Origin of the sequence: Herbiconiux flava, assembly GCF_013409865.1 — a bacterium.
Classification (GTDB): domain Bacteria; phylum Actinomycetota; class Actinomycetes; order Actinomycetales; family Microbacteriaceae; genus Herbiconiux; species Herbiconiux flava.
The window spans coordinates 2,461,372-2,483,610 of record NZ_JACCBM010000001.1; the positions used below are offsets into that span (position 1 = coordinate 2,461,372).

16 protein-coding genes are annotated in these 22,239 nt (G+C 72.7%); 9 read left to right on the forward strand and 7 right to left on the reverse strand.

From position 1 onward, the window contains the following. Positions 1-6: 6 nt before the first annotated feature. The 3 genes from glmS to BJ984_RS11865 are packed head-to-tail and all read right to left on the reverse strand — an operon-like array spanning position 7 to position 4,212. Entirely contained in the window at positions 7-1,818 is a 1,812-nt protein-coding gene (gene glmS, locus BJ984_RS11855) for a glutamine--fructose-6-phosphate transaminase (isomerizing) (protein WP_179548196.1), read from the reverse strand. Continuing rightward, positions 1,818-2,828 (reverse strand): NAD-dependent epimerase/dehydratase family protein, encoded by a 1,011-nt coding sequence (locus BJ984_RS11860; protein ID WP_179548197.1) that lies wholly within the window; start codon positions 2,826-2,828, stop codon positions 1,818-1,820. The genes glmS and BJ984_RS11860 overlap by 1 nt, the downstream gene beginning before the upstream one ends. A 34-nt stretch (positions 2,829-2,862) precedes the next feature. Beyond that, entirely contained in the window at positions 2,863-4,212 is a 1,350-nt protein-coding gene (locus tag BJ984_RS11865; RefSeq protein WP_179548198.1) for a nucleotide sugar dehydrogenase, read from the reverse strand. A gap of 313 nt (positions 4,213-4,525) precedes the next feature. Here BJ984_RS11865 and BJ984_RS11870 point away from each other — a divergent pair, with 313 nt between their 5' ends. Next, positions 4,526-5,830: a glycosyltransferase family 2 protein gene (locus tag BJ984_RS11870; protein WP_179548199.1), complete on the forward strand. Its 1,305-nt coding sequence runs from the start codon at positions 4,526-4,528 to the stop codon at positions 5,828-5,830. A 3-nt stretch (positions 5,831-5,833) separates the two neighbouring features. On the opposite strand, the gene BJ984_RS11875 is transcribed toward BJ984_RS11870, so the two are convergent. After that, positions 5,834-8,470, reverse strand: a complete 2,637-nt coding sequence (locus tag BJ984_RS11875) for a helix-turn-helix transcriptional regulator (RefSeq protein ID WP_179548200.1) — start codon at positions 8,468-8,470, stop codon at positions 5,834-5,836. A 316-nt stretch (positions 8,471-8,786) separates the two neighbouring features. Here BJ984_RS11875 and BJ984_RS11880 point away from each other — a divergent pair, with 316 nt between their 5' ends. The 4 genes from BJ984_RS11880 (at position 8,787) to BJ984_RS11895 (ending at position 14,063) form a co-directional block, all read left to right on the forward strand. Beyond that, positions 8,787-11,333 carry a cell wall-binding repeat-containing protein gene (locus BJ984_RS11880; protein WP_179548201.1) on the forward strand — a complete coding sequence of 849 codons (2,547 nt, stop codon included), beginning with the start codon at positions 8,787-8,789 and terminating at the stop codon, positions 11,331-11,333. A gap of 191 nt (positions 11,334-11,524) precedes the next feature. Beyond that, a complete protein-coding gene (locus BJ984_RS11885; protein ID WP_179548202.1) occupies positions 11,525-11,938 on the forward strand; it encodes a response regulator in 414 nt (137 codons plus the stop codon). Continuing rightward, positions 11,935-12,303: a response regulator gene (locus BJ984_RS11890; protein WP_179548203.1), complete on the forward strand. Its 369-nt coding sequence runs from the start codon at positions 11,935-11,937 to the stop codon at positions 12,301-12,303. The genes BJ984_RS11885 and BJ984_RS11890 overlap by 4 nt, the downstream gene beginning before the upstream one ends. Beyond that, entirely contained in the window at positions 12,303-14,063 is a 1,761-nt protein-coding gene (locus BJ984_RS11895) for a sensor histidine kinase (RefSeq protein ID WP_179548204.1), read from the forward strand. Before BJ984_RS11890 ends, BJ984_RS11895 begins: the two co-directional genes overlap by 1 nt. On the opposite strand, the gene BJ984_RS11900 is transcribed toward BJ984_RS11895, so the two are convergent. Next, entirely contained in the window at positions 14,038-14,664 is a 627-nt protein-coding gene (locus BJ984_RS11900) for a helix-turn-helix domain-containing protein (RefSeq protein WP_179548205.1), read from the reverse strand. The two genes, BJ984_RS11895 and BJ984_RS11900, sit on opposite strands and share 26 nt — an antisense overlap. A 55-nt stretch (positions 14,665-14,719) precedes the next feature. Between BJ984_RS11900 and BJ984_RS11905 the strand changes: the two genes are divergently transcribed. Next, complete coding sequence (locus tag BJ984_RS11905; RefSeq protein WP_179548206.1) at positions 14,720-16,090, forward strand: NtaA/DmoA family FMN-dependent monooxygenase; 1,371 nt, start codon at positions 14,720-14,722, stop codon at positions 16,088-16,090. A 62-nt stretch (positions 16,091-16,152) separates the two neighbouring features. On the opposite strand, the gene BJ984_RS11910 is transcribed toward BJ984_RS11905, so the two are convergent. Continuing rightward, a complete protein-coding gene (locus BJ984_RS11910) occupies positions 16,153-17,109 on the reverse strand; it encodes a Dyp-type peroxidase (protein WP_179548207.1) in 957 nt (318 codons plus the stop codon). Between the two features lie 101 nt (positions 17,110-17,210). Here BJ984_RS11910 and BJ984_RS11915 point away from each other — a divergent pair, with 101 nt between their 5' ends. The 3 genes from BJ984_RS11915 (at position 17,211) to BJ984_RS18950 (ending at position 21,007) form a co-directional block, all read left to right on the forward strand. Next, positions 17,211-17,792, forward strand: coding sequence for a PadR family transcriptional regulator (locus BJ984_RS11915; RefSeq protein WP_173180774.1), 582 nt, complete (start codon positions 17,211-17,213; stop codon positions 17,790-17,792). 93 nt (positions 17,793-17,885) lie between these two features. Beyond that, positions 17,886-18,086 (forward strand): hypothetical protein, encoded by a 201-nt coding sequence (locus BJ984_RS11920; protein ID WP_179548209.1) that lies wholly within the window; start codon positions 17,886-17,888, stop codon positions 18,084-18,086. A gap of 2 nt (positions 18,087-18,088) precedes the next feature. After that, positions 18,089-21,007 carry a helix-turn-helix transcriptional regulator gene (locus tag BJ984_RS18950; RefSeq protein ID WP_179548210.1) on the forward strand — a complete coding sequence of 973 codons (2,919 nt, stop codon included), beginning with the start codon at positions 18,089-18,091 and terminating at the stop codon, positions 21,005-21,007. A 161-nt stretch (positions 21,008-21,168) separates the two neighbouring features. On the opposite strand, the gene BJ984_RS11930 is transcribed toward BJ984_RS18950, so the two are convergent. Further along, positions 21,169-22,146, reverse strand: a complete 978-nt coding sequence (locus tag BJ984_RS11930; protein WP_179548211.1) for an alpha/beta fold hydrolase — start codon at positions 22,144-22,146, stop codon at positions 21,169-21,171. Between the last annotated feature and the right edge of the window lie 93 nt (positions 22,147-22,239).

The window sequence follows — 22,239 nt, forward strand, 5'->3', positions numbered from 1 at the left end:
GAGCGCTCATTCGACGGTGACCGACTTGGCCAGGTTGCGGGGCTTGTCGACGTCGCGGCCCAGCGCGAGGGCGAGGTCGCGGGCGAAGATCTGCAGCGGCACGACGGCCTCGAGGGGCCCCCAGCGCCGGGCTCCGGCCATCGGCCCGGCCGGGCGGCCGAGGCCGACCACCGGCACGGTGCTGCCCGGGCCGCCGATGCGCACGATCCGCCCGCCCCGCGCGTCGACCTCCGCGATGCTGCGGTCGATCCTCGGGTCGCCGGAGTCGATCACGAGCACCGGGGTGCCCCGATCGACGAGAGCGAGCGGACCGTGCTTGAGCTCGCCGGCGGGCTGGTGCTCGGCCCACCGGTAGCTCAGCTCCTTGAGCTTCAGGGCGCCCTCGGCGGCGAGCACCACGCCGGTGCCCTGGCCGAGGAAGAGGAATCCCGGTTCGTCGAGCACCCCGGCCACGATCGACGGCAGCACCTCGTGTGACACGGCGATGGCGTGGGCGAGGAGCTCGGGCATCAGCCGGAGCTCGTCGCTGTGGCGCACGGCGTCGGAGCGGAGCATCCGCTCGCTCGCCACCAGGGCCGACAGGGCGGCGGCGACCCCGGTGATGACCTGCGCCACGAAGGTCTTCGTGGCCGCGACCCCGATCTCGGGGCCGGCGTCGCAGGTGAGCACGGAGTCGGCCTGTCGGGCGAGGGTGGAGTGCTCGTTGTTCGTGATGGCGACGAGGGAGGACCGGGACAGGTCGAGGCGCTCGATCGCGTTCAGCAGGTCGGCCGTCTCGCCCGACTGGCTGAGGGCGAGCACCAGGGTGCGCGGCTCCATCACCGCGTCGGCGGCCTCGCTGGCCACGAGAGTGCGCACGGGGACCCGGCCGAGCGACGAGAGGGCGCCGCCGATCATCCGCCCCGCGTTGAGCGAGGTGCCGCAGCCGATGACCGTCACCCGGTCGAAGCGGGGGAGGGCCAGGTCGGCCCAGAGCGAGCCGTCGAGCACGTGGGGGGCCAGGCGGTCGACGATGCGGGCCGCGACGTCGGGCTGCTCGGCGATCTCCTTGCTCATGAAGTCAGGATGCCCGTCCACGCCGATGGATGCACCCGTCCAGACCGAATCGGCCATCGGCGGCTGCTCGGCGGGGAGTCCGCCCCGGCTCCAGACGAGCTCCTCGGCGAGCTCGACGACGTCGCCGTCGCGCATGGCCTGGAAGTGCTCGACCCATTCGCCGATGGCGTTGATGTCGCTGGCGGCGAAGACCCCGCGGGGGGAGCGGGCCACCAGCAGCGGCGATCGGTGCGCGGCGGCCACCAGCCGGTCGGTATGCCCGTCGAGCACCACCACGGCCCAGGACCCCTCGAGCGCCGCCACGGCGCCGGTGACGGCCCGGGCGAGGTCGTCGTCGTGCCGCAGGCCCTCCTCGACCAGGTGCCCGATCACCTCGCTGTCGACCTCCGAGGCGAAGACGTGCCCCTTCTCCTCGAGCTCGTGCCGCAGGGCGGCGGCGTTCTCGATGATGCCGTTGTGCACGAGGCTGAGCCGGCCCGAGCAGTCCTGGTGCGGATGCGCGTTCTGCTCGGTCACGGCCCCGTGCGTCGCCCAGCGGGTGTGGCCGATGCCCGTACCGGGCAGGTCGGCACCCGACCAGGCGCCGACCCGGGCCTGGAGCGACTCGACGCGGTCGATCGTGCGGGTCGTGGCGCTGTCCCCACCGCTCGTGCGGATGCTGACGCCCGCGGAGTCGTAGCCGCGGTACTCGAGCAGCTTCAGGGCGCGGAGCAGGATGGGCGCGACCGGCTCCGCCGTGCGGGCCGCGACGATGCCGCACATCAGTGGCGCCCGGCCGTGGCCCGCTGGCCGGTTGCGGCACGCACGTCCGACGGCCCGCCCAGGTGCTCGGCGACGCGGCGGATGATCTCGTCCAGGTGCGTGGCCGGGTCGAAGCCCACGAGGGCGGCGGCCTTGCCGTAGTCGGGCACCCGGCGGCGCATGTCCTCGAAGCCGGCCGCGTAGGCGTCGGCGTAGTCGACGTGCACGACGTCGCTCGAGCTGCCGGTGACCTGGATCACCCGGCGGGCGAGGGCGTTGATCGAGACCTCCTCGGCGCCCCCGAGGTTGAAGGCCTGGCCGGTCGCGCTCGGCTCCTCCAGCAGGCGCACCATGGCGGGCACGACGTCGCCGACGTAGGAGAAGCAGCGGGTCTGCTCGCCGTCGCCGTAGACGGTGAGCGGTTCGCCCCGGAGGGCCTGGCCCACGAGGTTCGGCACGACCATCCCGTAGCGGCCGGTCTGGCGCGGGCCCACGGTGTTGAAGGGACGCACGATGGTGACGTCGAGTCCGTGCTCGCTCCAGTAGGCGTGGGCGAACGCCTCGTCGATGCCCTTCGCCGCCGCGTAGGTCCAGCGGGAGCGCAGCGGCGAGCCGAGCACCCGGTCGGAGTTCTCGTGCAGACGGTCGGAGGTGTTCTTGCCGTAGATCTCGCTGGTCGAGACCAGGAGCAGCGAGGCGCCACTCGCCGAGCAGGCGTCGAGCACGTTCTCGGTGCCGTGGATGTTCACCCGGAGGCTCGCCAGCGGGTGGTCGACGATCAGCTTCACACCGACCGCGGCGGCCAGGTGGAACACCCGGTCGGCGCCGCGCACGGTGTCGAGCAGCAGCTCGCGGTCGAGCACCGAGCCGTGCACGATGCTGAGCCGCGGGTCGACGAGCGAGTCGAGGAGGTTGCGGGGGGAGCCGGTCGACATGTCGTCGAGCACGACGACCTCGTCTCCCGCCCGGAGCAGGTGGTCGACGAGGTGGCTGCCGATGAAGCCGGCGCCGCCGGTCACGATGGTACGCATCAGTTCACTGTTCTTTCTGCCGGTGCGGCGGGGGTCAGAGGTTCACACGGTGGGCGACGTCGACCCCGCGGTAGGTGGTGTCGAGCACGATCTGGCGGTCGTCGAGCCAGCTGAGGTCGGTGTCGCGGTGGCGGGTGTGCAGCACCACGAGGTCGGCGTCGAAGGCGGCCGGGTCGGCGATGCCGGCGAGGGAGCTCCCGCCCGCCAGAGCGACGCTGTCGAAGTGCGGGTCGAGGTAGCCCACCCGGGCGCCCCGGCGGATCAGCTCGTCGAGGATCTCGAGGGCGGGCGACTCCCGCAGGTCCTCCACGTCGGCCTTGTAGGCGATGCCGACCACGAGCACCCGGGCGCCGGTCATGCCGCGGCCCCGTTCGGAGAGGACGGTCTGCACCCGGTCGACCACGCGGTGCGGCCGGGCCGAGATCTCAGTCATCGCCTGCGTGATCATCGGCGCCGAGACGCGCGAGCGCTTCAGCTGCCAGAGCAGGTAGTGCGGGTCGCAGGGGATGCAGTGCCCACCGACCCCGGGTCCCGGGAGGAAGGGCATGAACCCGTAGGGCTTCGTCGAGGCGGCGTCGATCACGTCGGCGACGTCGATGTCGAGCGAGGTGCAGATGTCGGCGAACTCGTTGGCCAGGGCGATGTTGACGGCGCGAAACGTGTTCTCCAGGAGCTTGGTCATCTCGGCCGCGGCGAGCGAGCGCACCCGGTGCACCGTGGTGACGTAGCGCAGCAGCAGACGGGTCGCCTCCTCCTCGCACTGGGGCGTCGCCCCTCCGACCACGCGGGGCACCTCGTCGTGCCCGAAGGCCGCGTTGCCCGGGTCGATGCGCTCGGCGCTGAAGGCGACGAACACGTCGTTGCCGACGCTGAGGCCCAGCTCGGTCAGGGGCTTCACCAGCAGGTCGTCGGTGCAGCCGACGTAGGTGGTCGAGGTGAGCATCAGCGTCTGCCCCGGAGTGACCGTCGACAGGATGGTCGTGCACGCCGCCCGCAGGATGGACAGGTCGGGCACGAGGTGCTCGTCGATCGGCGTCGGCACGCAGACGATCACGGCGGCGGCCCGGCGGAGCTCCTCGGGATCGCTCGTCAGCACGAAGTCGGGGCGGTCCAGCGCCTCGGCCAGCCGCAGCCGGTCGCTGTCGAGCAGATCCGCGCCTTGGGCGCGGATCGTGTCGATGCGCCGGGCCGAGACGTCGAGCGCCAGCACCCGGCTGTGCGCCGAGTGGTAGGCGAGCGCCGTCGGCAGCCCCACGTAGCCGAGCCCCACGATCGCGACGTCGAAGTCGAAGTCGGGGCGGGCCGGGTGCACCAGTGGCGGTGCGATGGTGGCGAGCCACTCCTTCTCGTCGGTCGGCCGGCTGATGCTCTCGAACGTCGTCATCGTCATTCCCCTCGTTGTCCGTGATGCGGACCGTCCTGCAGCGGCTGCAGTCGTCCCGGTGGGCGGATGAGCGGAACGTCCGACTCTGGCCCCCGGTCCTCACCCTCGGCGGCGGCGCCCGGCGTCGTCAACGCGATCGGCGAGGAGTGCGGTTTACCCCGGGCCCTTGGCGTGGGGTTGCGGCCCGCCCGCCGTCGCTTGCGGCTTCCCGCACCCAGGACGGCGGGATCCGGCGACCCCCGTCCACCCGCCCGCTCCTACCGTGGAGGCAGCGAGGAGGCCGCTCCCCGCGCGAGGCGGGAGGGAGCCCTCGATGACGACGTTCTGGATCACCCTGCTGCTCGTCCTCGGACTGAGCACCCTCATCTGGACGACGGCCGGCGTGCTCCGCGTGATCGCCGCCCGCCTCACGCCGCTCCGCCGCGTCGGCGGCCTCCCCGCCGACCGGGGCGAGGGGACGGCGCTCGCCGCAGGACGGCCCGAGCGCGATCGCGTGGCCGTGCTGATGGCGGCGCACGACGAGGAGCCGGTGCTCGGCGGCACCCTCGCCGCACTCCAGGCGCTGCAGTCGGGCGTGCAGCTCTTCCTCGTCAGCGACGGCTCGACCGACGCCACGGCCGAGATCGCCCGCGAGCACGGCGCGGCGGTTCTCGAGCTGAACCCGAACCGCGGCAAGGCGGGAGCGCTGGTGGAGGCCATCCGGCACTTCGAGCTCGCCGAGCGCTTCGACGTCGTGATGCTGCTCGACGCCGACACCCGCCTCGCCCCCGACTACTTCGAGACCGGCCTCCGGGCCTTCGACGACCCGGCAGTCGTGGCCGTGGCGGGGCGCGCGACGACGCTGCTCACCCCGCGCTCGCCCGCGCGGGCCGGGCGCATCCTCGTGGCCTATCGGGAGCGCGTGTACGTCGCCATGCAGTACCTGTTCAAGTTCGGTCAGGCGGGACGGTTCGCCGACGCGGTGCCGATCGTGCCCGGCTTCGCGAGCATGTACCGCACGCGCATCCTGGCCGACATCGACATCGCGGCGCCCGGGCTGAAGATCGAGGACTACAACATGACCTTCGAGGTGCACGCCAAGCGCCTCGGCCGCATCGCCTTCCACCCGCACTGCGCCATCGCCCACACCCAGGACCCGGACGAGCTCGTCGACTACGTGAAGCAGGTCGAGAGATGGAACCTCGGGTTCTGGCAGACCGTGCTGCGGCACCGCTTCCGGCTGAGCGTGTTCTGGCTCTCGCTCACGCTGTTCATCGTCGAGCTGCTCGTCTCGAGTGCGGTGCTGGTGCTCGTGCTGCCGGCGATCGCGGTCTCGACGGCGGTCACCCTGTCGGGCGAGGCGGGTCTCGTGCCCGGCGGCGTGCTGAGCGGGCTGGCGGATGCTCTGCCGCCGCTCGCGCTGGTGCTGGGTGTCGTCGTCCCCGACTACCTCCTCACGCTGCTCGCCGCCGTCGTGTCGCGCCGGGCGGCCTACCTCGCCTACGGACTCGTCTTCCCTCTGCTGCGGGTGATCGACGCGGTGCTCTGCCTGGTGGCGCTGTACAAGGCGGGCTTCCGACGGTCGACGGGGCAGTGGACGAGCCCGTCGCGGCGGCCGGTGACCTCGTCGGCGGGCTGAGCGTCAGTTCAGCAGCGACGCCAGGTGCGATCGCGAGCGCGCCCCGACCTTGCGGTAGATGTGGGTGAGGCGGAGCTCCACCGTGCGCAGCGAGATGAACAGCTCGCCCGCGATCTCCCGGTTGCGGAGGCCCCGGCGCACGAGTTCGGCGATCACGCGCTCCTCGGCCTTCAGCAGCGTCATGATGCTGTCGGCGTCGCGCACGACGACCGGCTCGCCCGCCGAGGCCCGGCGGGCCCATTGGCTCGCGCCGGCCCGCTCGAAGGCCGCGGCCGCGGTGGCGAGCACCGTCTCCGACGCTCCGCGGAGGCCCAGCCTCGACAGCCGGTCGCCCTGGGCGATCAGGGCCCGGCCGAGATCGTAGTCGCCGGCGTGCTCCTCGTGCAGGGCGACCGCGGCGTCGAACAGGGCGGGTGCGGCTTCGTCGGGGGCGAGGACGGCGCGGGAGCGCGCGACGGCGAGGTCCAGCCACGTGCTAGGGCGCTCGCGCTGCTGCACGAGCATCCGCTGCAGCACCGCCTCAGCCTCCGCCGGGCGGCCGGAGAGCGTCAGTGCCTCGACCAGGCCGTCGGCGTGACGCACCAGGGAGAGGTTGTCGATGTGGGCCGAACCGGCATCCGCGAGCGTGAACAGGCGGACGGCCTCGTCGAGGTCGCGGCGGAGCAGCGCATCGGTGCCGAGGAAGGTCGACAGCCGTGCGAGCACCGCCGGGTTGCGCTCGGCCGAGCCTCGCGACGTGCACTCCTCCGCCCGCTCGTTCGCCTCGTCCCGGAGACCGAGGGTCAGGGCGTGCCAGGTCATCGCGAGTGCCCGGCCGGCATGGTCGCGTTCGGAGTCGGTGGGCTCGGCGTTCCAGTACTCGACCACGGCGTGCGCCCGGCGGAAGTCGCCGGCACGGATCTCGTTGATCAGGGACAGGCTCCACGCCCAGGAGCGGGCGAGGTGCGCGGTGGGGTGGTCGTGGAAGACGACGTTCACGACGCGCCGGGCCTGGGCGTACCGCTCCTGGTAGCACAGCACCGTCGCGAACGCGGTCAGCGACCAGACGGAGAGCTCCTGCAGATCGTCCGAGCTCAGCCGGGCGGCGACCGGGCTCACGGAGGAGCGGCCGTCGACGGCGTCGATCATGCGGGCTGCGTCGGTGTAGCCCGCCGGGGTCTCGCCCGCCTTCTCGACGAACAGGCCGGCGAGGAGCAGCCAGCGCCTCGCCTCCTCGAGATCCCAGCGCCCGCTGTGGAACGAGGAGACCATGCTCAGGAGCACCGCTGCACCCAGGGGGTCGTCGTCGCCGTACAGGCTCACGGAGGCTTCGACGTCGTCGGTCGGCACCACGTGGCTTCGGGAGAGCTCGATGCCGATGCGGGTGGTCGCGAGCCTCAGATTCTCGGCGGCGGTGGGAGTCCCGACGTGCACGCGGGCGAGATACCGCGACGCCAGGTCGAGCAGCCCCTGTGCCGCGAGCGCCGACGCGAAGCGGTGCATCCCCTCGTGATCGGTGGTCAGATCGGGGTCGATCAGCAGGGCGCGCTCCGCGAACTCGACGGCGGCGTCGCTCTCGTCGGCCTCGGTCAGGGCGCTCGCGGCCTCCAGCAGTTCGGCGACGACCGTCCTGCCGGCGGGGGCGAAGCTCTCGTGCCAGGCCCGGGTGCGGTCGCGCGGCCCGTCGCCGAGGGCGGCCAGCTCGCGGTGACGGTCGCGCCGATGGTGCGGTTCGAGGCTCCAGTAGTGGTAGGAGCGCAGCAGGGGGTCGTGCATCCGCACCACCTGGCCGTGCACGTCGACGAACCCGGAGTAGAGCAGCTCCTCCAGCGCGTCGATGCGCTCGACGTCGTCGCCCGTCAACCGCCCGACATCGCTGAGGGGAGCCATCGCGACGTCCTCGGCCACGGCCCGGGCGGCGGGGGAGAGCGTGGCCACGCGCACCGCCGAGACCGCCTTCATGGCCCGCGGCGGCCGCATCGGCAGCACGAGGGCCTCACGGCCGGCGATCTGGTCAGGGGTGAGGGCGTGCGCCGACTGCTCGACCACGAGCGGGTTGCCGCCGCTTCGTGCGGCGAGGATCTGCACGGTGCCGGCGTCGGCCGACGGTCCGAGCTCGCCCTGCACCAGCTCGGCCGCCTCGGCGAAGCTCAGCGGGGCGAGCGGCGACTCGCGGAAGGCGAGCATGTGGTCGCGGGCGAGCCGCTGGGCGGTTGCGACGACGCGCAGTCCGGTGCCGGCGAGCCGGCCGGCCATGAAGCCGATCAGGGTCTGGCTGATCTCGTCCATGCGGTCGAGATCGTCGATCAGGACGAGCAGCGGCGGCAGCCCGAGTCCACGGAGCATGGTCAGCAGATCCCGTGCCGCGGCGAAGACCTGCTGCGGCTCGGTGGAGCGCAGGGTGAACCGCCCGGCGAACTCCACCGCCCGGGGATCGTCGATCGACGCGAAGACGGCGGTGAACCCGGAGAGCGGCCAGGCCGACTCGGCGGGATTGGTCTGCACCAGCACGGCGCGGAGCGACGATCGTGCGAGCGCCTCCGTCATCAGCCGCGTCTTGCCGATGCCGTGCTCGCCCGTGAAGACCAGTGCCCCTCCTGCGCTCGACGCCCCGAGACGCGCGATCGAATCCAGCTCGACGGCTCTGGCGAGGAATTGCATGCAGCGCTCCAATCGGTCGGATGAGCGTCACATCGAGTCGAGAGTGCTCCAGCGTCCCCCAGCGAAGTTGTCGACAGTCGTCACGAAGTTTCCGCTATTCTGCTCGCTCGGGCGTGTCGGCGAAAGGAAAACCCAGGTCCTGCACAGAACTGATGTGGAAAACCGCACCGTGCCCGCACTGTTTCCGTTGCGGGAAAGATGCGTGATCGGCCGACTCACCCGCTGTTACCGTCGCCCCTGGAGCGCCCTTCGCGTTCCGCCGTCGTCGCCGCCGCAGGGGGGCCGGCGCCGGCTCCGACGCAACAGGGGGTCGACGATGACCGAGTCCACAATCCGTTCCCGGCGGTTCACCGCCGGCCTGCTCTCCGTCGCGCTGGCCGCGGCAGCCCTGGTGGGCGCCGTGGTCGCCGCGCCGGCCCAACCCGCCCAGGCGGCCGGCAGCACGGTCGTCTCGCTGACCTTCGACGACGGCAACGCCGACCAGCTGGCGGCCGCCGCCACCATGAATGCGAAGGGCCTGAAGGGCACCTTCTACATCATCTCCGGCTACGTCGACCAGCCCGGCTACCTGACCCGGCCCCAGGTGGGAACCATCGCCGGCGCCGGCAACGAGATCGGCGGCCACACGGTGCACCACCTCGACCTGACGACCCTCGGGGCCGACGACGTGAAGCGCGAGGTCTGCAACGACCGCGTCAACCTCACGAACTGGGGCTACCCGATCACGAGCTTCGCCTACCCCTTCGCCTCGGTGAACCCGGCGGTCGAGCAGGCGGTGGCGGACTGCGGCTACAACACAGGGCGCGGTCTCGGCGACCTGAAGACGGCTCCGGGCACCCCCTGCGCCGACTGCGGGGTCTCGGAGACCCTCCCTCCCGCCGACCCGATGCTCACCGCGGCGGCCGACCAGGTCGACAGCACCTGGGACCTGGCCCGTCTGCAGTCCACCGTCACCCGGGCCGACGCGGCCGGGGGCTGGGTGCAGCTGACGTTCCACCACATCTGCGCCTCGGCCTGTGACACCTCACCCGAGAACGCCACGATCAGTGCGGCGCTGTTCGACCAGTTCACCACCTGGCTCGCCGAGTGGCAGGCGGGCGGCAACGGCACGGTAAAGACGGTGCAGCAGGCGGTCGGCGGAGCGGTCAAGCCCGTCGTCGCGGGCCCTCCGCTCGCTCCGGCGCCCGGCCCCGGCGAGAACGGCGTCGCCAACCCGAGCCTGGAGACCCCGGGTGCCGTCGCGAACATCCCGCAGTGCTGGTGGGGCTCGAGCTTCGGCTCCAACTCTCCCGTGTTCAGCACCGTCACCCCGGGCCGCACCGGCGCCACCGCCGAGAAGGTCACCGTCACGAACTACGTCGACGGCGACGCGAAGCTCCTCGCCCTGTTCGACGAATCCGGATGCTCGCCCACCGTCACCCCTGGTGCGACCTACTCTCTCCGGGCGTTCTACATGTCCACCGCGAACACGCAGTTCGCCGTCTACACCCGTGACACCCTGGGCGTCTGGACGTACTGGACGTCGAGCCCGCTGTTCACCCCGGCGACCATCTACACCGAGGCGAACTTCACCACCCCCGCCATCCCCGCCGACGTCACCGGCATCAGCTTCGGACTGAACATCACGGCCAACGGCGAGCTGATCACCGACGACTACGCCCTCTACGACAGCAACGGGGCGCCCCTGCTGGCGATCAGCCCCCTGCTGCCGACCGTGACCGGAACCGCGCAGGTCGGCGCGGTGCTCACCGCGACGGTCGCCCCCTGGGCTCCGGCCCCGGTGGCGCTGAGCTACCAGTGGAAGCGCAACGGAACGGCCATCCCCGGTGCCACCGGGCTGAGCTACGTGCCCACCTCCGCCGACGTCGGAGCGACGCTCACCATCGCCGTCTCGGGCACCAAGGCCGGCTACGCGCCGCTGACCGCGACCTCCGCCGCCACCGCGGCGGTGCAGCCGGCCGACGCGAAGACGGTGCGCTACGACGGTGCCGACCGCTTCGCCACGTCGGCGGCGGTCTCGGCCGGTGTGTTCGCCCCCGGGGTGCCGGTGGCCTACATCGCCTCGGGTGAGACCTTCGCCGACGCGCTCTCGGCCGGCCCCGCCGCCGGAGCGCAGGGCGGCCCGGTGCTGCTCGTCACCAAGAACGCCGTTCCCACGGTGATCGCGGCCGAGCTCGCCCGGCTGAAGCCGGCGAAGATCGTGGTGCTCGGCGGCACCGCGGCGATCGCGGAGAGCGTCGTCACCTCACTGAAGGGCACTGCGCCGACCACCCGCGTCGCGGGTGCCGACCGCTTCGCGGTCTCGGCGGCCGTGTCGAAGGCGGTCTTCGCCCCGAACGCCCCCGTGGTCTACGTGGCCTCCGGCGCGAACTATCCCGACGCCCTGTCGGGCGGCGCCGCGGCCGGGCTGAAGAAGGCCCCGCTGCTGCTGGTGACCCCGACCTCCGTGCCTGCCGCCATCGCGACCGAGCTGGGGCGGCTGAAGCCCGCGAAGATCGTGATGCTCGGCGGCACCGTGTCGCTCTCGCCCGCGGTCGAGAAGGCCCTGAAGGCCATCGCCCCCACGACCCGCATCGCGGGCGCCGACCGGTTCGTCGTCTCGGCGGCGGTGTCGGCGGCGACGTTCACCCCGGGCGTGCCCGTGGTCTACCTGGTGTCGGGTCAGAACTTCCCCGACGCCCTGTCCGGAGCAGCCGCAGCGACCAAGCAGGGCGGACCGGTGCTGCTCGTCACCCGGGACAGCATCCCGGCGGCCGTGAAGGCCGAGCTCGACCGGCTCAACCCGGGCGCGATCGTCATCGTCGGCGGCACCCAAGCGGTGTCGGCGGCGGTGGCCACGGCCGCGGGGTCGTACGTGTCCTGACACGCACGGCTCGCGCGACGCGGCCGGCCGGCGGTCATCCCTGCGGGGGTGCCGCCGGCGTCCGTGCGTCGGGGCCCGCCTCTGCCCGACAGCAGTTGGACCGAGGGCCCCCCGCATGCCAGGATGCTGGTAGCGCTCTCAGCCCGCGTCCACGCCGGATTCAGGGGAACCGGGCGCGAGAGGACCACTGCGTGACCCCCAGCCCTGCCCCGGTCACCGGACGCACCGCCCTCGTGGTCGACGATTCCGCCGACCAGGGTGACCTGCTCCGTCTGCACCTGGAGCGTCTCGGCTACGAGGTCGTCCTCGTCGTCACGGCCGAGGCCGCGATCGAGTCCTACCGCCGGCTGGCTCCCGCCGTGGCGATCATCGACCTCATGCTGCCCGGCATCGACGGCTGGCAGCTGGTGCGCACGATGAAGCAGGAGGTGCCCGACTGCGTGCTCGTGGTCACCTCGGTGCTGGGTCTCGAGGAGTTCCCGATCGTCGACGGCGTGCTGCCGAAGCCGTTCACCGCCGCCGACGTCGCGAGGACGCTCGCACTGCTCTTCCCGGCCGCATCCGCGACCGGCGAGACCGACCACGATGGGGGACAGGGACGATGAAGGTTCTGATTGCCGACGACGACGCCGATCTGCGCGACCTGGTCTCGATAGCCGTCGAGAAGGCGGGCTACGAGGTCGCCGCCGCCGTCGGCGACGGTCTCTCCGCGTGGGAGGCCCTCAAGGCCGACGAGATCGACCTCGCCGTGCTCGACATCTCGATGCCGGGCCTGACCGGCCTCGAACTGGTGGAGCGCATCCGCGCCGACGACGAGCTGCGCGAGCAGCACGTGCTGATCATCACCGCGAACGCCCAGCCGAGCACCGCCGAGGCGGTTCACCTCGCGGGAGCGAACGGCCTGATCACGAAGCCGTTCCAGGTGCGCGAGCTGGTCGACTTCATGCGCGGCGTGGCCGACCGGGTCTGATGGACGGGCAGAGGAACCCGGCGACCGTCCGGGTGGCTGCGTCCGGCGTGTCCGGTCGCCGCCGGGGCGGCTCGTTCGGCTCGTGGTCGCCGCTGCTGAAGCAGGTCGCCGCGCTCGTGGCGTTCGTGCTGGCGAACCTCGTGCTGCTCTCGCCCGTCGTGGTGGAGGTCGTGCCGGCGCTCGTGGTCGCCGCCGACCTGCTCGTGCTGGCCGCCGCGGCGTTCGCCTTCGTGCTTCCGCGCACGCGTCTGTCGCCCGGCTGGGAGCTCGCGGTGCCCGTCGCGACGTTCGCCGCGGTCGCGCTGCTGCGTCTCGGCACCGACGGTCAGGCATCGCCGTTCGGGGCCCTGATGGTCATCCCGCTGGTCTGGATCGCGTCGGAGCCCGGCCTCCGCTCGGTGATCTTCGCCGCCGCGGGTGTGGTGGCGACCATCTCGTTGCCGTTCCTCCTCGGCGTGTCCGTGGTGGTCAGCCCGGCGGATGCCGTGCGCCTGGTCTTCACGCCCGTCGCCTTCACCATCGCGGCCGTGCTGATCAATCAGATCGCCCGGGTCGTGAACCGGCGACTCGTCCAGCTCGAGGAACTCAACGCCGAACGCGACCGGCTCGTCGAGACCCTCGAACGCGCCAACCGTGCGGCCCGCAAGCGCGAGCTGCAGGCCATCAACGCGAACGCCCTGCTCGACGGCGTCTGGAACGACATCACCGGGCACGCCATCATCGGGACCGACGGGGCCGGACTCGTCACCGTCTGGAACCCCGGGGCCGCGTCGCTGCTCGGGTACTCCGCGAAGGAGGCGATCGGGCGCCTGAACATCACCGAGCTGCACCGCCGCGAGGAGCTGCGCGACTTCGAGGGGCTCGTCGGCACGGCCCGGTCGGGTCACCGCGACGTGCGGGACTGGACCTATCTGCGGAAGGACGGCACCGGCTTCCCGGCCCAGGTCTCGATCGCCGAGCGGCTCGACGAGGAGGGGGAGCCGGCCGGTTTCGTCTTCGTCGCCACCGACGAGACCGACGCCAAGGAGATCGAGCGTCTGAAGGACGAGTTCGCCGGGCTCATCTCGCACGAGCTCCGCACGCCGCTCAGCTCGATCCTCGGCTACGTCGAGCTGCTGCGCTCCGACGACGACGAGCCGCTCAGCCGGCTGCAGGAGAAGTACCTCGGCGTGGTCGACCGCAACGCCCGCCGGCTGCTCCAGCTCGTGGGCGACCTGCTGTTCACGGCCCAGGTCGACTCGGGCGGCTTCCGGGTGCAGGCCGTGCCCACCGATCTGCCTGGTGCGCTGCGCGCGGCCCTCGAGAGCGCGCGGCCCGTGGCCCAGGCCGCCGGCGTCGAGCTGCGCTCGGAGATCCCGCCGGGAGCGCTCGTGCTAGGCGCCGATCCCGTGCGGCTCGGTCAGGCCGTCGACAACATCCTCTCCAACGCGGTGAAGTTCACGCCACGGGGCGGTTCGGTCACCGTGGCTCTGGAGACCGGCGCCGACGAGGCGCGGATCGTCGTCAGCGACACCGGGTTCGGCATCGCCGAGCACGAGCTGCACCGTCTCTCGGAGCGCTTCTTCCGGGCGGGCACCGCCACGAAGAACGCGGTGCAGGGCGTGGGGCTCGGGCTCACCATCACCAAGGCCATCGTGACCGCGCACGGCGGCCGCGTCGACATCGCGAGCGTGCTCGGCGAGGGCACGTCGATCACCATCGCGCTGCCGAGGGCGGGCGTCGGTGCGCGCGGCGTCAGTGCGAGTGCCTCCCGGACGTGACGGTCACCGCCCGGAACCCCTCCGGGCCCGCGGCCCGCCAGCGGTGCCGGATGCCGGCGCCGAGGGCCAGCGTGCCGCCGGCGGAGAGCCGATGCACCGTGCCGTCGCCGAGGTCCACCTCGAGCGCGCCCCCGAGCAGGTAGAGGAACTCCTCCTCGTCGTGCGCGGCGAACTCGGCGAAGCGGGGCTCGCCCGCGACCGCCGCCTCACCCACGATCTCGGTCGCGAACAGCCCGCCCGGCAGCTGGGCGAGCTGCCAGACGGTGAGCTCTCCGGGACGACCGGCGGATGCGCGGCCCTCCGCCTCGACGTGCACGACGTCGACGCCGGCCGCCGTGACCCTGCTCCCGGCCGGGCGGGCGAGCAGCGACCCCGACGGCACGCCGAGGGCCTCCGCGAGGCGGGCCAGCGTGGCGAGTCCCGGCCGGGCGTGGCCGCGCTCGACGAGGCTCAGGAAGGGCTGCGACACCCCGGTGGCCTCGGCCAGGCGCACCATCGTCAGCCCGGTGTCCTGCCGCAGGCTCCGGATGCGCGCGCCCATCGCCACGGCGTCGTCATCCAGCGGCCGCGTCGACCGCTCCGCCCCGCCCGTGCTGTTCATCCGCCCGAAACCTCCGGTAACACCGCCGAAAAATATTTATGGCATAAATATAGCCATGCAGCCCCTCCTCTTCGGCATCTTCCAGTACATCGGCCCCAACGGCACCGTCGGTTCGGCGTGGCAGCACCCCGACGACACCTCGGCGGAGTTCACGAAGCTCTCCCACTGGACCGCGCTCGCGAAGAAGTTCGAGGAGGCGCGCCTGGACTTCCTGTTCCTGGCCGACAGCTACGGCTTCCCGGCCCTGGAGGGTCAGCTGATCCCGGCGTCGGTGCGCGAGGGCCGAGGCATCCCGCACGGCGACCCGATGCCACTCGTCTCCGCCCTCGCGGCCGTCACCGAGAAGCTCGGCTTCATCCTGACCACCTCGACGACGGTGGAGCCGCCGGCGGCCAACGCCCGCCGTTTCGCGACCCTCGACCACTTCACCGACGGCCGGATCGGCTGGAACATCGTCACCGGCTCCTCGGGTGCCACCGCCGCGGCCCTGATGGGCAACGAGCTGATCCGGCACGACCTCCGCTACGACATGGCCGACGACTACGTCGACGTCAGCCTCACCCTCTGGGAGAGCTCCTGGGAGGACGACGCGCTGGTGCTCGACAAGGCGGCGGGCGTCTACGCCGACCCGGAGAAGGTGCACCTCGTGCACCACGAGGGTCCGTACTTCCGCACCGACGGCATCCTGAACCTCCCGCCGTCGCCGCAGCGCACGCCGCTGCTCGTGCAGGCGGGGGCCTCCGGTCGCGGGCGCGAGTTCGCCGGCCGCAACGCCGAGGCGGTCTTCGTCGGCGGGGGAGAGCCCGCCACCGTCGCGGCGAACGTGACGGGCATCCGGGAGAGCGCCGTGGCTGAGGGCCGTCCGGCCGACGCCGTCAAGATCCTGGTCGGAGCCCTGTTCATCACGGCGCCGACGAGTGAGGAGGCCTGGGCCAAGCACGCCACGATGCTGGCGATGTCGAGCGACGAGGGGGCGGCCGCGATCTACGCCGGCAACACCGGCATCGACCTGCTGGCGCTCGATCCCGACAAGCCGATCGCCCAGACCGAGACCGAGATGGGGCAGTCGAACCTCGAGCGCTACCTCGGCAAGGACGGCAAGCCGGCGCCGCTCGTGCGCGACATCCTCGAGAACTTCCGGCGCACCGGCATCAACGGCAGCGTGTTCGTCGGCAGCCCCGACGAGGTCGCCGACCAGATCGAGGAGTTCGTCGCCGTGACCGGTGTCGACGGCTTCCTGATCCAGCCGCACCTCACGCCCGAGACCTACGACGACCTGATCGAGCTGCTGCTGCCGGTGCTGCGGGAGCGGGGGCTCGCCCGCGACGAATACGCCGGCGACACCCTGCGGGAGCGGTTCTTCCCCGAGGGCGGGCCGCACCTGCCCGGCACGCACCGGGGACACGCCTTCCGCGCGGGGCGCTGACCGCACCCGGCTGAGCTCTCCGGGGCGAGGCCCGCCGAGACGAGGCCCTACGGCGCGAGGCCCTACGGCGCGAGGCCCTCGAGCACGTCGTTTGACGGTACGAAGAAGGTGGTGCCGGTCACCGGGGTCGAGACGTCGAGCATCCGGTCGTACGAGCCGACGGGGTCGCCCACGTACATCTGGCGCAGCATCTGCTCGATCACCCAGAGCTCGCGGGCGTAGCCGATGAAGTAGGTGCCGAACTCGCCGGCCCCCGGCCGCCCGAACGGCATGTTGTCGCGCAGGATGTCGTGCTCCACCCCGTTCGCGTCGACCACGGTCGCGAGCCCCTTGTGCGACTTGCGTGCTCCGGGCTCGTCCTCCAGCTCGACGTTGTCGAGCTTCGTGCGCCCGATGATCCTCTCCTGCAGCTCGACCGGCAGCGCGTGCCAGGCGTCGAGGTCGTGCAGGTACTTCTGCACGACGACGTAGCTGCCGCCGGCGAAGGCCGCGTCCTCCTCGCCGACGATCGACCAGTGGGCCATGCCGGCGCCCGTGGGGTTCTCGGTGCCGTCGACGAAGCCGAGCAGGTCGCGGGAGTCGAAGTAGCGGAAGCCGGTGGTCTCGTCGACGACCGTGACGGCGTCGCCGAGCTTGCCGAGCAGCAGGCGTTCCAGCTCGAAGGCGAGGTCGGCCCGCTCGCTGCGGATGTGGAAGAGCAGGTCGCCCGGGGTCGAGGGGGCCGTGTGCACCGGACCGCGCACCTCGAAGAAGCGCCGCAGCTGCGCGGGACGGGCATCCTGACCGAAGCGGTCCCAGGCGTCGGAGCCGATGCCGACGTTGCAGGAAAGGTGCCCGTTGAGGTCGCGGAAGCCGACGGCGCGCACGAGTCCGCCGATGTCGGAGATCACGTCCCGCACGCGTTCGGCCGCCTCGTCGCCCTCGGCGATCGAGACCACCAGGAAGATGGCCGAGGTCGACAGGGGCGCGTCGACGCTCTGCGGCTGGATGGGGGTGCGGTCCCACGCTTCGTCGTGCATGCGGAAATCCTATTGGCTTGACATCCGAATACTACCGATATATCGTAAAGCTATCGCGAACAGTCGCGACATTCAGATTTGATCACGAAAGGCGGATGCTCATGCGACGCATTCATCACACCCCCTCCTTCGAGCGCTCTCCCCACGGGCACGGCCCCGGCAGCGGTTTCGGTCCCGGCTTCGGCCCCGGCGGCTTCGGTGGCGGCTTCGGCCCCGGCTTCGGGCCGCGCGGCGGCCGCGGCGGCCGGGCCCAGCGCGGAGACGTGCGGGCGGCCATCCTGTCGCTGCTCGCCGAGTCGCCCTCGAACGGCTACGGCCTGATCAAGGCCATCGCCGAGAAGACCGGCGGAGTCTGGCGCCCCAGCCCCGGCTCCATCTACCCCACCCTGCAGCAGCTCGTCGACGAGGAGCTGATCGTCTCCACCGGAGACGGCCGGCGCACCGAGTTCGAGCTGAGCGACTCCGGGCGGGCCTACGTGGCCGAGCACGGCGAGGAGCTCGAGCGCGCCTGGCAGGCCACCGCCGGCCAGTCGCCCGCCGACCAGGAGTTCCAGGCCAGCGCCGCGAAGCTCCTCGGCGTGCTGCACCAGTTCCGCACGGCGGCCACCGACGAGCAGCGCGCTCAGGCCGTCGAGAAGATCGACGAGGCGCGCCGCGCCCTCTACCTCATCCTGGCCGAGTAGTCGGCGGCCCCAGCTAGGGCATCCTCCCGATGTCCGCCCACCGCCTCAGAGAGCAGTCTCGATCCATCGACAACGATGGAAGGCGGTGGTCCCATGATGATCAGCGAGTACAGCTTCTCCTGGCTGCGCGAGGCCGAGGAGGACAGGCTCCGGCAGGAGCTCGAGCGCCGGCGCGTGATCGCCGAGCGGCTCGAGGAGGCGCGGCACGAGCAGCCGGTCACCCACGGCCGGGCCCGCGACGACCGCCGCACGGCGGGATCGGCACGGGTGTCACCGGCCGGTGGCACGATGTAGGCATGCAGTCCAGCTCGTTGATCGGCCGCGAGGGCGACCTCGCCTCGCTCGAGGCGGCCCTCAGCCGGGCCGTCGCGGGCGACGCCGCGACCGTGCTCGTGGGCGGAGAGGCCGGCATCGGCAAGACGCGGCTGGTGACCGAGTTCGCCGCCCGGCTGCCCGAGGGCACCGTGCTGGTGCGCGGCCAGTGCGTCGACCTCGATCGCGACGCACCGCCCTACGCGCCGCTGATCGCCGCGCTCCGTGCGCTGGTCGCGACCTTCGGCGTCGACGTCGTGCGCGAGTCGGCCGGCCCCGGGCGCGACGCCCTCGCGGTGCTGCTGCCCGAGCTCGCCACCGGGGAGCCGGCGGGCAGCGGAGGGCCCGATCGGCTCTTCGACGCGGTCGCCACCGCGCTCGAGGCCCTGTCGCGCCGGCACGCGCTGATCGTGGTGATCGAAGACCTGCACTGGGCCGACCAGGCCACGCTCGGGCTGCTGCGCTTCCTCATCCGCGTTCTCGAGCGCGCGGGGCTCGTGCTGCTGCTCACCTACCGCAGCGACGAGCTCGGCCGGGGGCACCCGCTCCGGCCCCTGATCGCCGAGCTCGACCGCAGCCGGCGGGTGGAGCGCCTCGAACTGGCCCGGCTCAGCCGCCGGCAGGTTCGCCGGCTGAGCACCGAGCTCCGCGGGGCACCCCTCGACGGGGCCGAGCTCGACGAGGTGGTGCAGCGCACCGACGGCGTGCCGTTCTTCGTCGAAGAGCTGCTGCGCGGTGGCCTCGGCCCGGTCGAGAGCCTGCCCGACACCCTGCGCGAGCTGCTGCTCGCCCGCTACGAACTGCTCGCCGACCCCACCCAGCGGCTGCTGCGCCTGATCGCCGCCGGGGGAGTGCGGGTCGAGCACGAGCTGCTGTCCGCCGTGGCCGAGGTTCCGGCCGAGAGCCTCGACGAGGCGGCCCGCGAGGCCGTGCAGGCCGGGGTGCTGCTCGTCGACGAGACGGCCTACTCCTTCCGGCACGCGCTCGTGCGCGAGGCCGTGCACGACGAGCTGCTGCCTGGTGAGCGCGTGCGCTTCCACACCCGCTACGCCGAGGCCCTCGAACAGCGCTCGGCCACCCCGGGCGCCGACGCGGCGGCGGTCTCCTACCACTGGATGGCGGCGCGAGACCTCCGCGCTGCCTTCACCTCCTCCCTCGCAGCCATGCAGCAGGCGCGGCAGAGCTTCGCCAGCGCCGGGGCGGCCCGGCTCGGGGAGCGAGCGCTCGAGCTCTGGGAGCGTGTGCCCGACGCCGAGCAGCTGGCCGGCCGCAGCCGCATCGAGCTGCTCGCCGAGACGGCGTACGCCCTCCGCGACGCGGGCGAGAGCGAGCGGGCAGGCGACCTGATCGACGAGGCGATCGCGGCCTCCTCGCCCGAGCGTGCCGAGGAGTACGCACGGCTGCTGCGCGGCAAGGCCTCCTTCCTCGCCAACATCGGCGAGACCGGGTCGATCGAGCTGCTGCGGCGGGCGCTTGACGTGCTCGAGGGGCGGCCGCGCAGCGTGCTGCGGGCGAACGTCCTCGGCGAGCTCGCCGCGCGGCTCATGCTGGCCGCCTGCTTCGGCGACGCCGTGCAGACCGCCGACGCGGCGTTCGCCGAGGCCGAGGAGGTCGGGTCCCGGCCGCGCATGTCGGTCGCGGCGAACATCCGGGGCATCGCCCGCGTCGCCGCCGGCGACGTCGACCGGGGGCTGGCCGATCTCGAGCTCGCCGGCGGTCTGGCCGACGGCGACGACTCGGCGGCCATCCGGCACCTGATCAACGCCTCCGACGCGCTGAGCCTGCTCGGCCGCTACGAGGAGGCCGTGCAGGTCGCCGAGAGCGGGGTCGAGCAGGCCAGACTGCGCGGGGTCGAGCGCACCTCCGGCGCCATGCTGCTCTCCAACGTCGCCGCGCCGCTGTTCGCACTCGGGCGCACGGCGCGGGCCGACAAGGTGCTCGACCGTGCGCTCGAGCTCGACCCGCCCATCGGCTTCAGCGCCCACCTGCAGCGCCTCAAGCTGCAGTCCACGCTCTGGTCGGGCGACGTGCAGCGTGCCGACCGCCTGCTGCGCGGCTGGCGAACCGGCCTCGGGCTGCAGCGGCGCATCGAGGTGCAGTCGCAGCTCGGGCTGGCGGCGGTCGCCGGAGAGATCGCCCTCGAGAACCGCGCGGTGTCCGAGGCCTGGGCCGAGGTGCGGCTCCTGCTCGAGCCCGGCCGGCGCGGCTTCGCCGCGTACGACCTGCCGCTCGCCGCCATCGCGGCCCGGGTGCTAGCCCGGGCCCGGGCGACGGGCACCGCGCTCCCCGACGATCCCGCCGAGGCCGAGCGGGCGCTCCGCCGGGTACTGGCGGGCGCTTCGTCGTGGCCGACCGCCGCGGTGCACGTCGCCGTCGCCGAGGCCGAGCTCGGCGGTCCCGACGGGGCGGGCTCCGAGGTCGCCCTGTGGGAACGCGCGGCCGAGCCCGCCCTGCACCGTGCCGGGGCGCCGGCCGCCCTGCGCCCCTACGCCCTGCTCCGCTTCGCCGAGGCACTGGCGGGGGAGGGCGGGCGGGCCGAGGCGCGCCTGCGGGCCGAAGAGGCCCGCTCGTCCGCCGCCGCCATTGGGCTCGGGCTCGTGGTGCAGCGCGTGTCGGAGCTCGAGCGGCGGATGGGGCTGGTCCGTCCGTCCGGCCGTCCGGCGGCCGGTCCGGCAGCCGGTTCGCCCGCCCGCGGTGTCGAAGACGATCTCACCGATCGCGAGCGGCAGGTGCTCGAGCTGCTCGCCCGGGGCCTCAGCAACCGCCAGATCGCCGAGACGCTGTTCATCAGCGCGAAGACCGCGAGCGTGCACGTGTCGAACATCCTGCGCAAGACGAACACCTCCACCCGCACCGAGGCGGCGTTCCTGGCGCGCTCCTTCGCGGGTCGCCGAGCGATCTAGGGCAGATGCCCGATGAGGGGCGGCCGCCTCAGAGCGCACGCTCGGGAGACCGGTTCGACTCCTCCCGAAGGCAGGTCCCCCATGATCGTCGTCACCATCGTCCTCGCCGGCCTGATCGTCTGGGCCGTCGGCGCCACCGTCGTCGTGCTCCGGCGCGACGGCTACCGTCCCGCGCCCGCGCAGACCGACGAGCCGAGCTCGTCGAGCACCGCGAACGGCGCCTCGATGTGGGCGAAGTGGCCGGCCGTCCCGACCACCGTCACCGACGAGCCGGGCATGAGCCGGTCCAGGCGGCTGTCGTCGGCCTCGGCCGAGAACGCGTCCCGGCTGCCGCGCAGCACGCGCACCGGAGCCGTGATGCCGGCCCACCGGGCCGGGTCGTAGCCGGCCGCCACCCGGGCGGCGATCGTGAACGCCTCCGGCCTGACCTCGCGGGCCAGGGCCGACGCGACGCCGGGCGGGATCTCGGCGGGGCGGGCGAACAGCGGCGCGACCACGGGGCGCAGCACGTGCATCCGGTCGAGCCCTCGCAGCAGCAGTGAGGCGGTGCCGCCCGCGCGGGAGAAGGCGGTCATCACGCCGAGCAGCCCCACGAAGGCGGGCTCCCGGCCGAACCAGCGGAGCGGGTGCCGCGCGGCCTCCATCAGCGACGGACCGGTGGGGGAGACCACGACGACCGACTCGGTGCGGGCCGGATCGCGGGTGGCGAGCTGCAGGGCGATCAGCCCGCCCATCGAGTGGCCCACGAGGTTCCAGGAGCGGTAGCCGAGGGCCTCCACCGCATCCCGCACCGCGCCGGCGTAGGCGTCGGCGGTGAGCGCCGATCGGCCGTTCGACAGGGGCCGATCGGGCAGCGGCGAGTCGCCCCAGCCCGGCAGGTCGACCACGACGAGGTTCGCCGGGCGGCAGCCCTCGGCCGCTGCGGCGAGGAGCAGCGGGGTCCACGTCGTCCACGACCCCGCGGCACCGTGCAGCAGCACGGTGGCCGGGCCGTCGTCGCGACGCTCACCGGCGTGCAGCACCACGGGACCCACCCGCGTGCGCACCTCCCGGCGCCGCAGCCCGACCCGGGCGGGGTCGAGGACGAGCTCGAAGGGTGCATAGACCTCGCGGAGGGACGACGATCGCGATGGTGCCACTTCGTTTCTTCGGAGCGGGGCACGGATCGGATTGGCGGAGCGACTAGCGTAGATGGACGACCGGCCGGAGGCCCCGGCATCCTTCCGACGATC

Coding starts and splice junctions, on each gene's coding strand:
- glmS (WP_179548196.1), bottom strand. CDS start 1,818: ATGTGCGGCATCGTCGCGGCCCGCACGGCGGAGCCGGTCGCGCCCATC.
- BJ984_RS11860 (WP_179548197.1), bottom strand. CDS start 2,828: ATGCGTACCATCGTGACCGGCGGCGCCGGCTTCATCGGCAGCCACCTC.
- BJ984_RS11865 (WP_179548198.1), bottom strand. CDS start 4,212: ATGACGACGTTCGAGAGCATCAGCCGGCCGACCGACGAGAAGGAGTGG.
- BJ984_RS11870 (WP_179548199.1), top strand. CDS start 4,526: ATGACGACGTTCTGGATCACCCTGCTGCTCGTCCTCGGACTGAGCACC.
- BJ984_RS11875 (WP_179548200.1), bottom strand. CDS start 8,470: ATGCAATTCCTCGCCAGAGCCGTCGAGCTGGATTCGATCGCGCGTCTC.
- BJ984_RS11880 (WP_179548201.1), top strand. CDS start 8,787: ATGACCGAGTCCACAATCCGTTCCCGGCGGTTCACCGCCGGCCTGCTC.
- BJ984_RS11890 (WP_179548203.1), top strand. CDS start 11,935: ATGAAGGTTCTGATTGCCGACGACGACGCCGATCTGCGCGACCTGGTC.
- BJ984_RS11895 (WP_179548204.1), top strand. CDS start 12,303: ATGGACGGGCAGAGGAACCCGGCGACCGTCCGGGTGGCTGCGTCCGGC.
- BJ984_RS11900 (WP_179548205.1), bottom strand. CDS start 14,664: ATGAACAGCACGGGCGGGGCGGAGCGGTCGACGCGGCCGCTGGATGAC.
- BJ984_RS11905 (WP_179548206.1), top strand. CDS start 14,720: ATGCAGCCCCTCCTCTTCGGCATCTTCCAGTACATCGGCCCCAACGGC.
- BJ984_RS11910 (WP_179548207.1), bottom strand. CDS start 17,109: ATGCACGACGAAGCGTGGGACCGCACCCCCATCCAGCCGCAGAGCGTC.
- BJ984_RS11915 (WP_173180774.1), top strand. CDS start 17,211: ATGCGACGCATTCATCACACCCCCTCCTTCGAGCGCTCTCCCCACGGG.
- BJ984_RS11920 (WP_179548209.1), top strand. CDS start 17,886: ATGATGATCAGCGAGTACAGCTTCTCCTGGCTGCGCGAGGCCGAGGAG.
- BJ984_RS18950 (WP_179548210.1), top strand. CDS start 18,089: ATGCAGTCCAGCTCGTTGATCGGCCGCGAGGGCGACCTCGCCTCGCTC.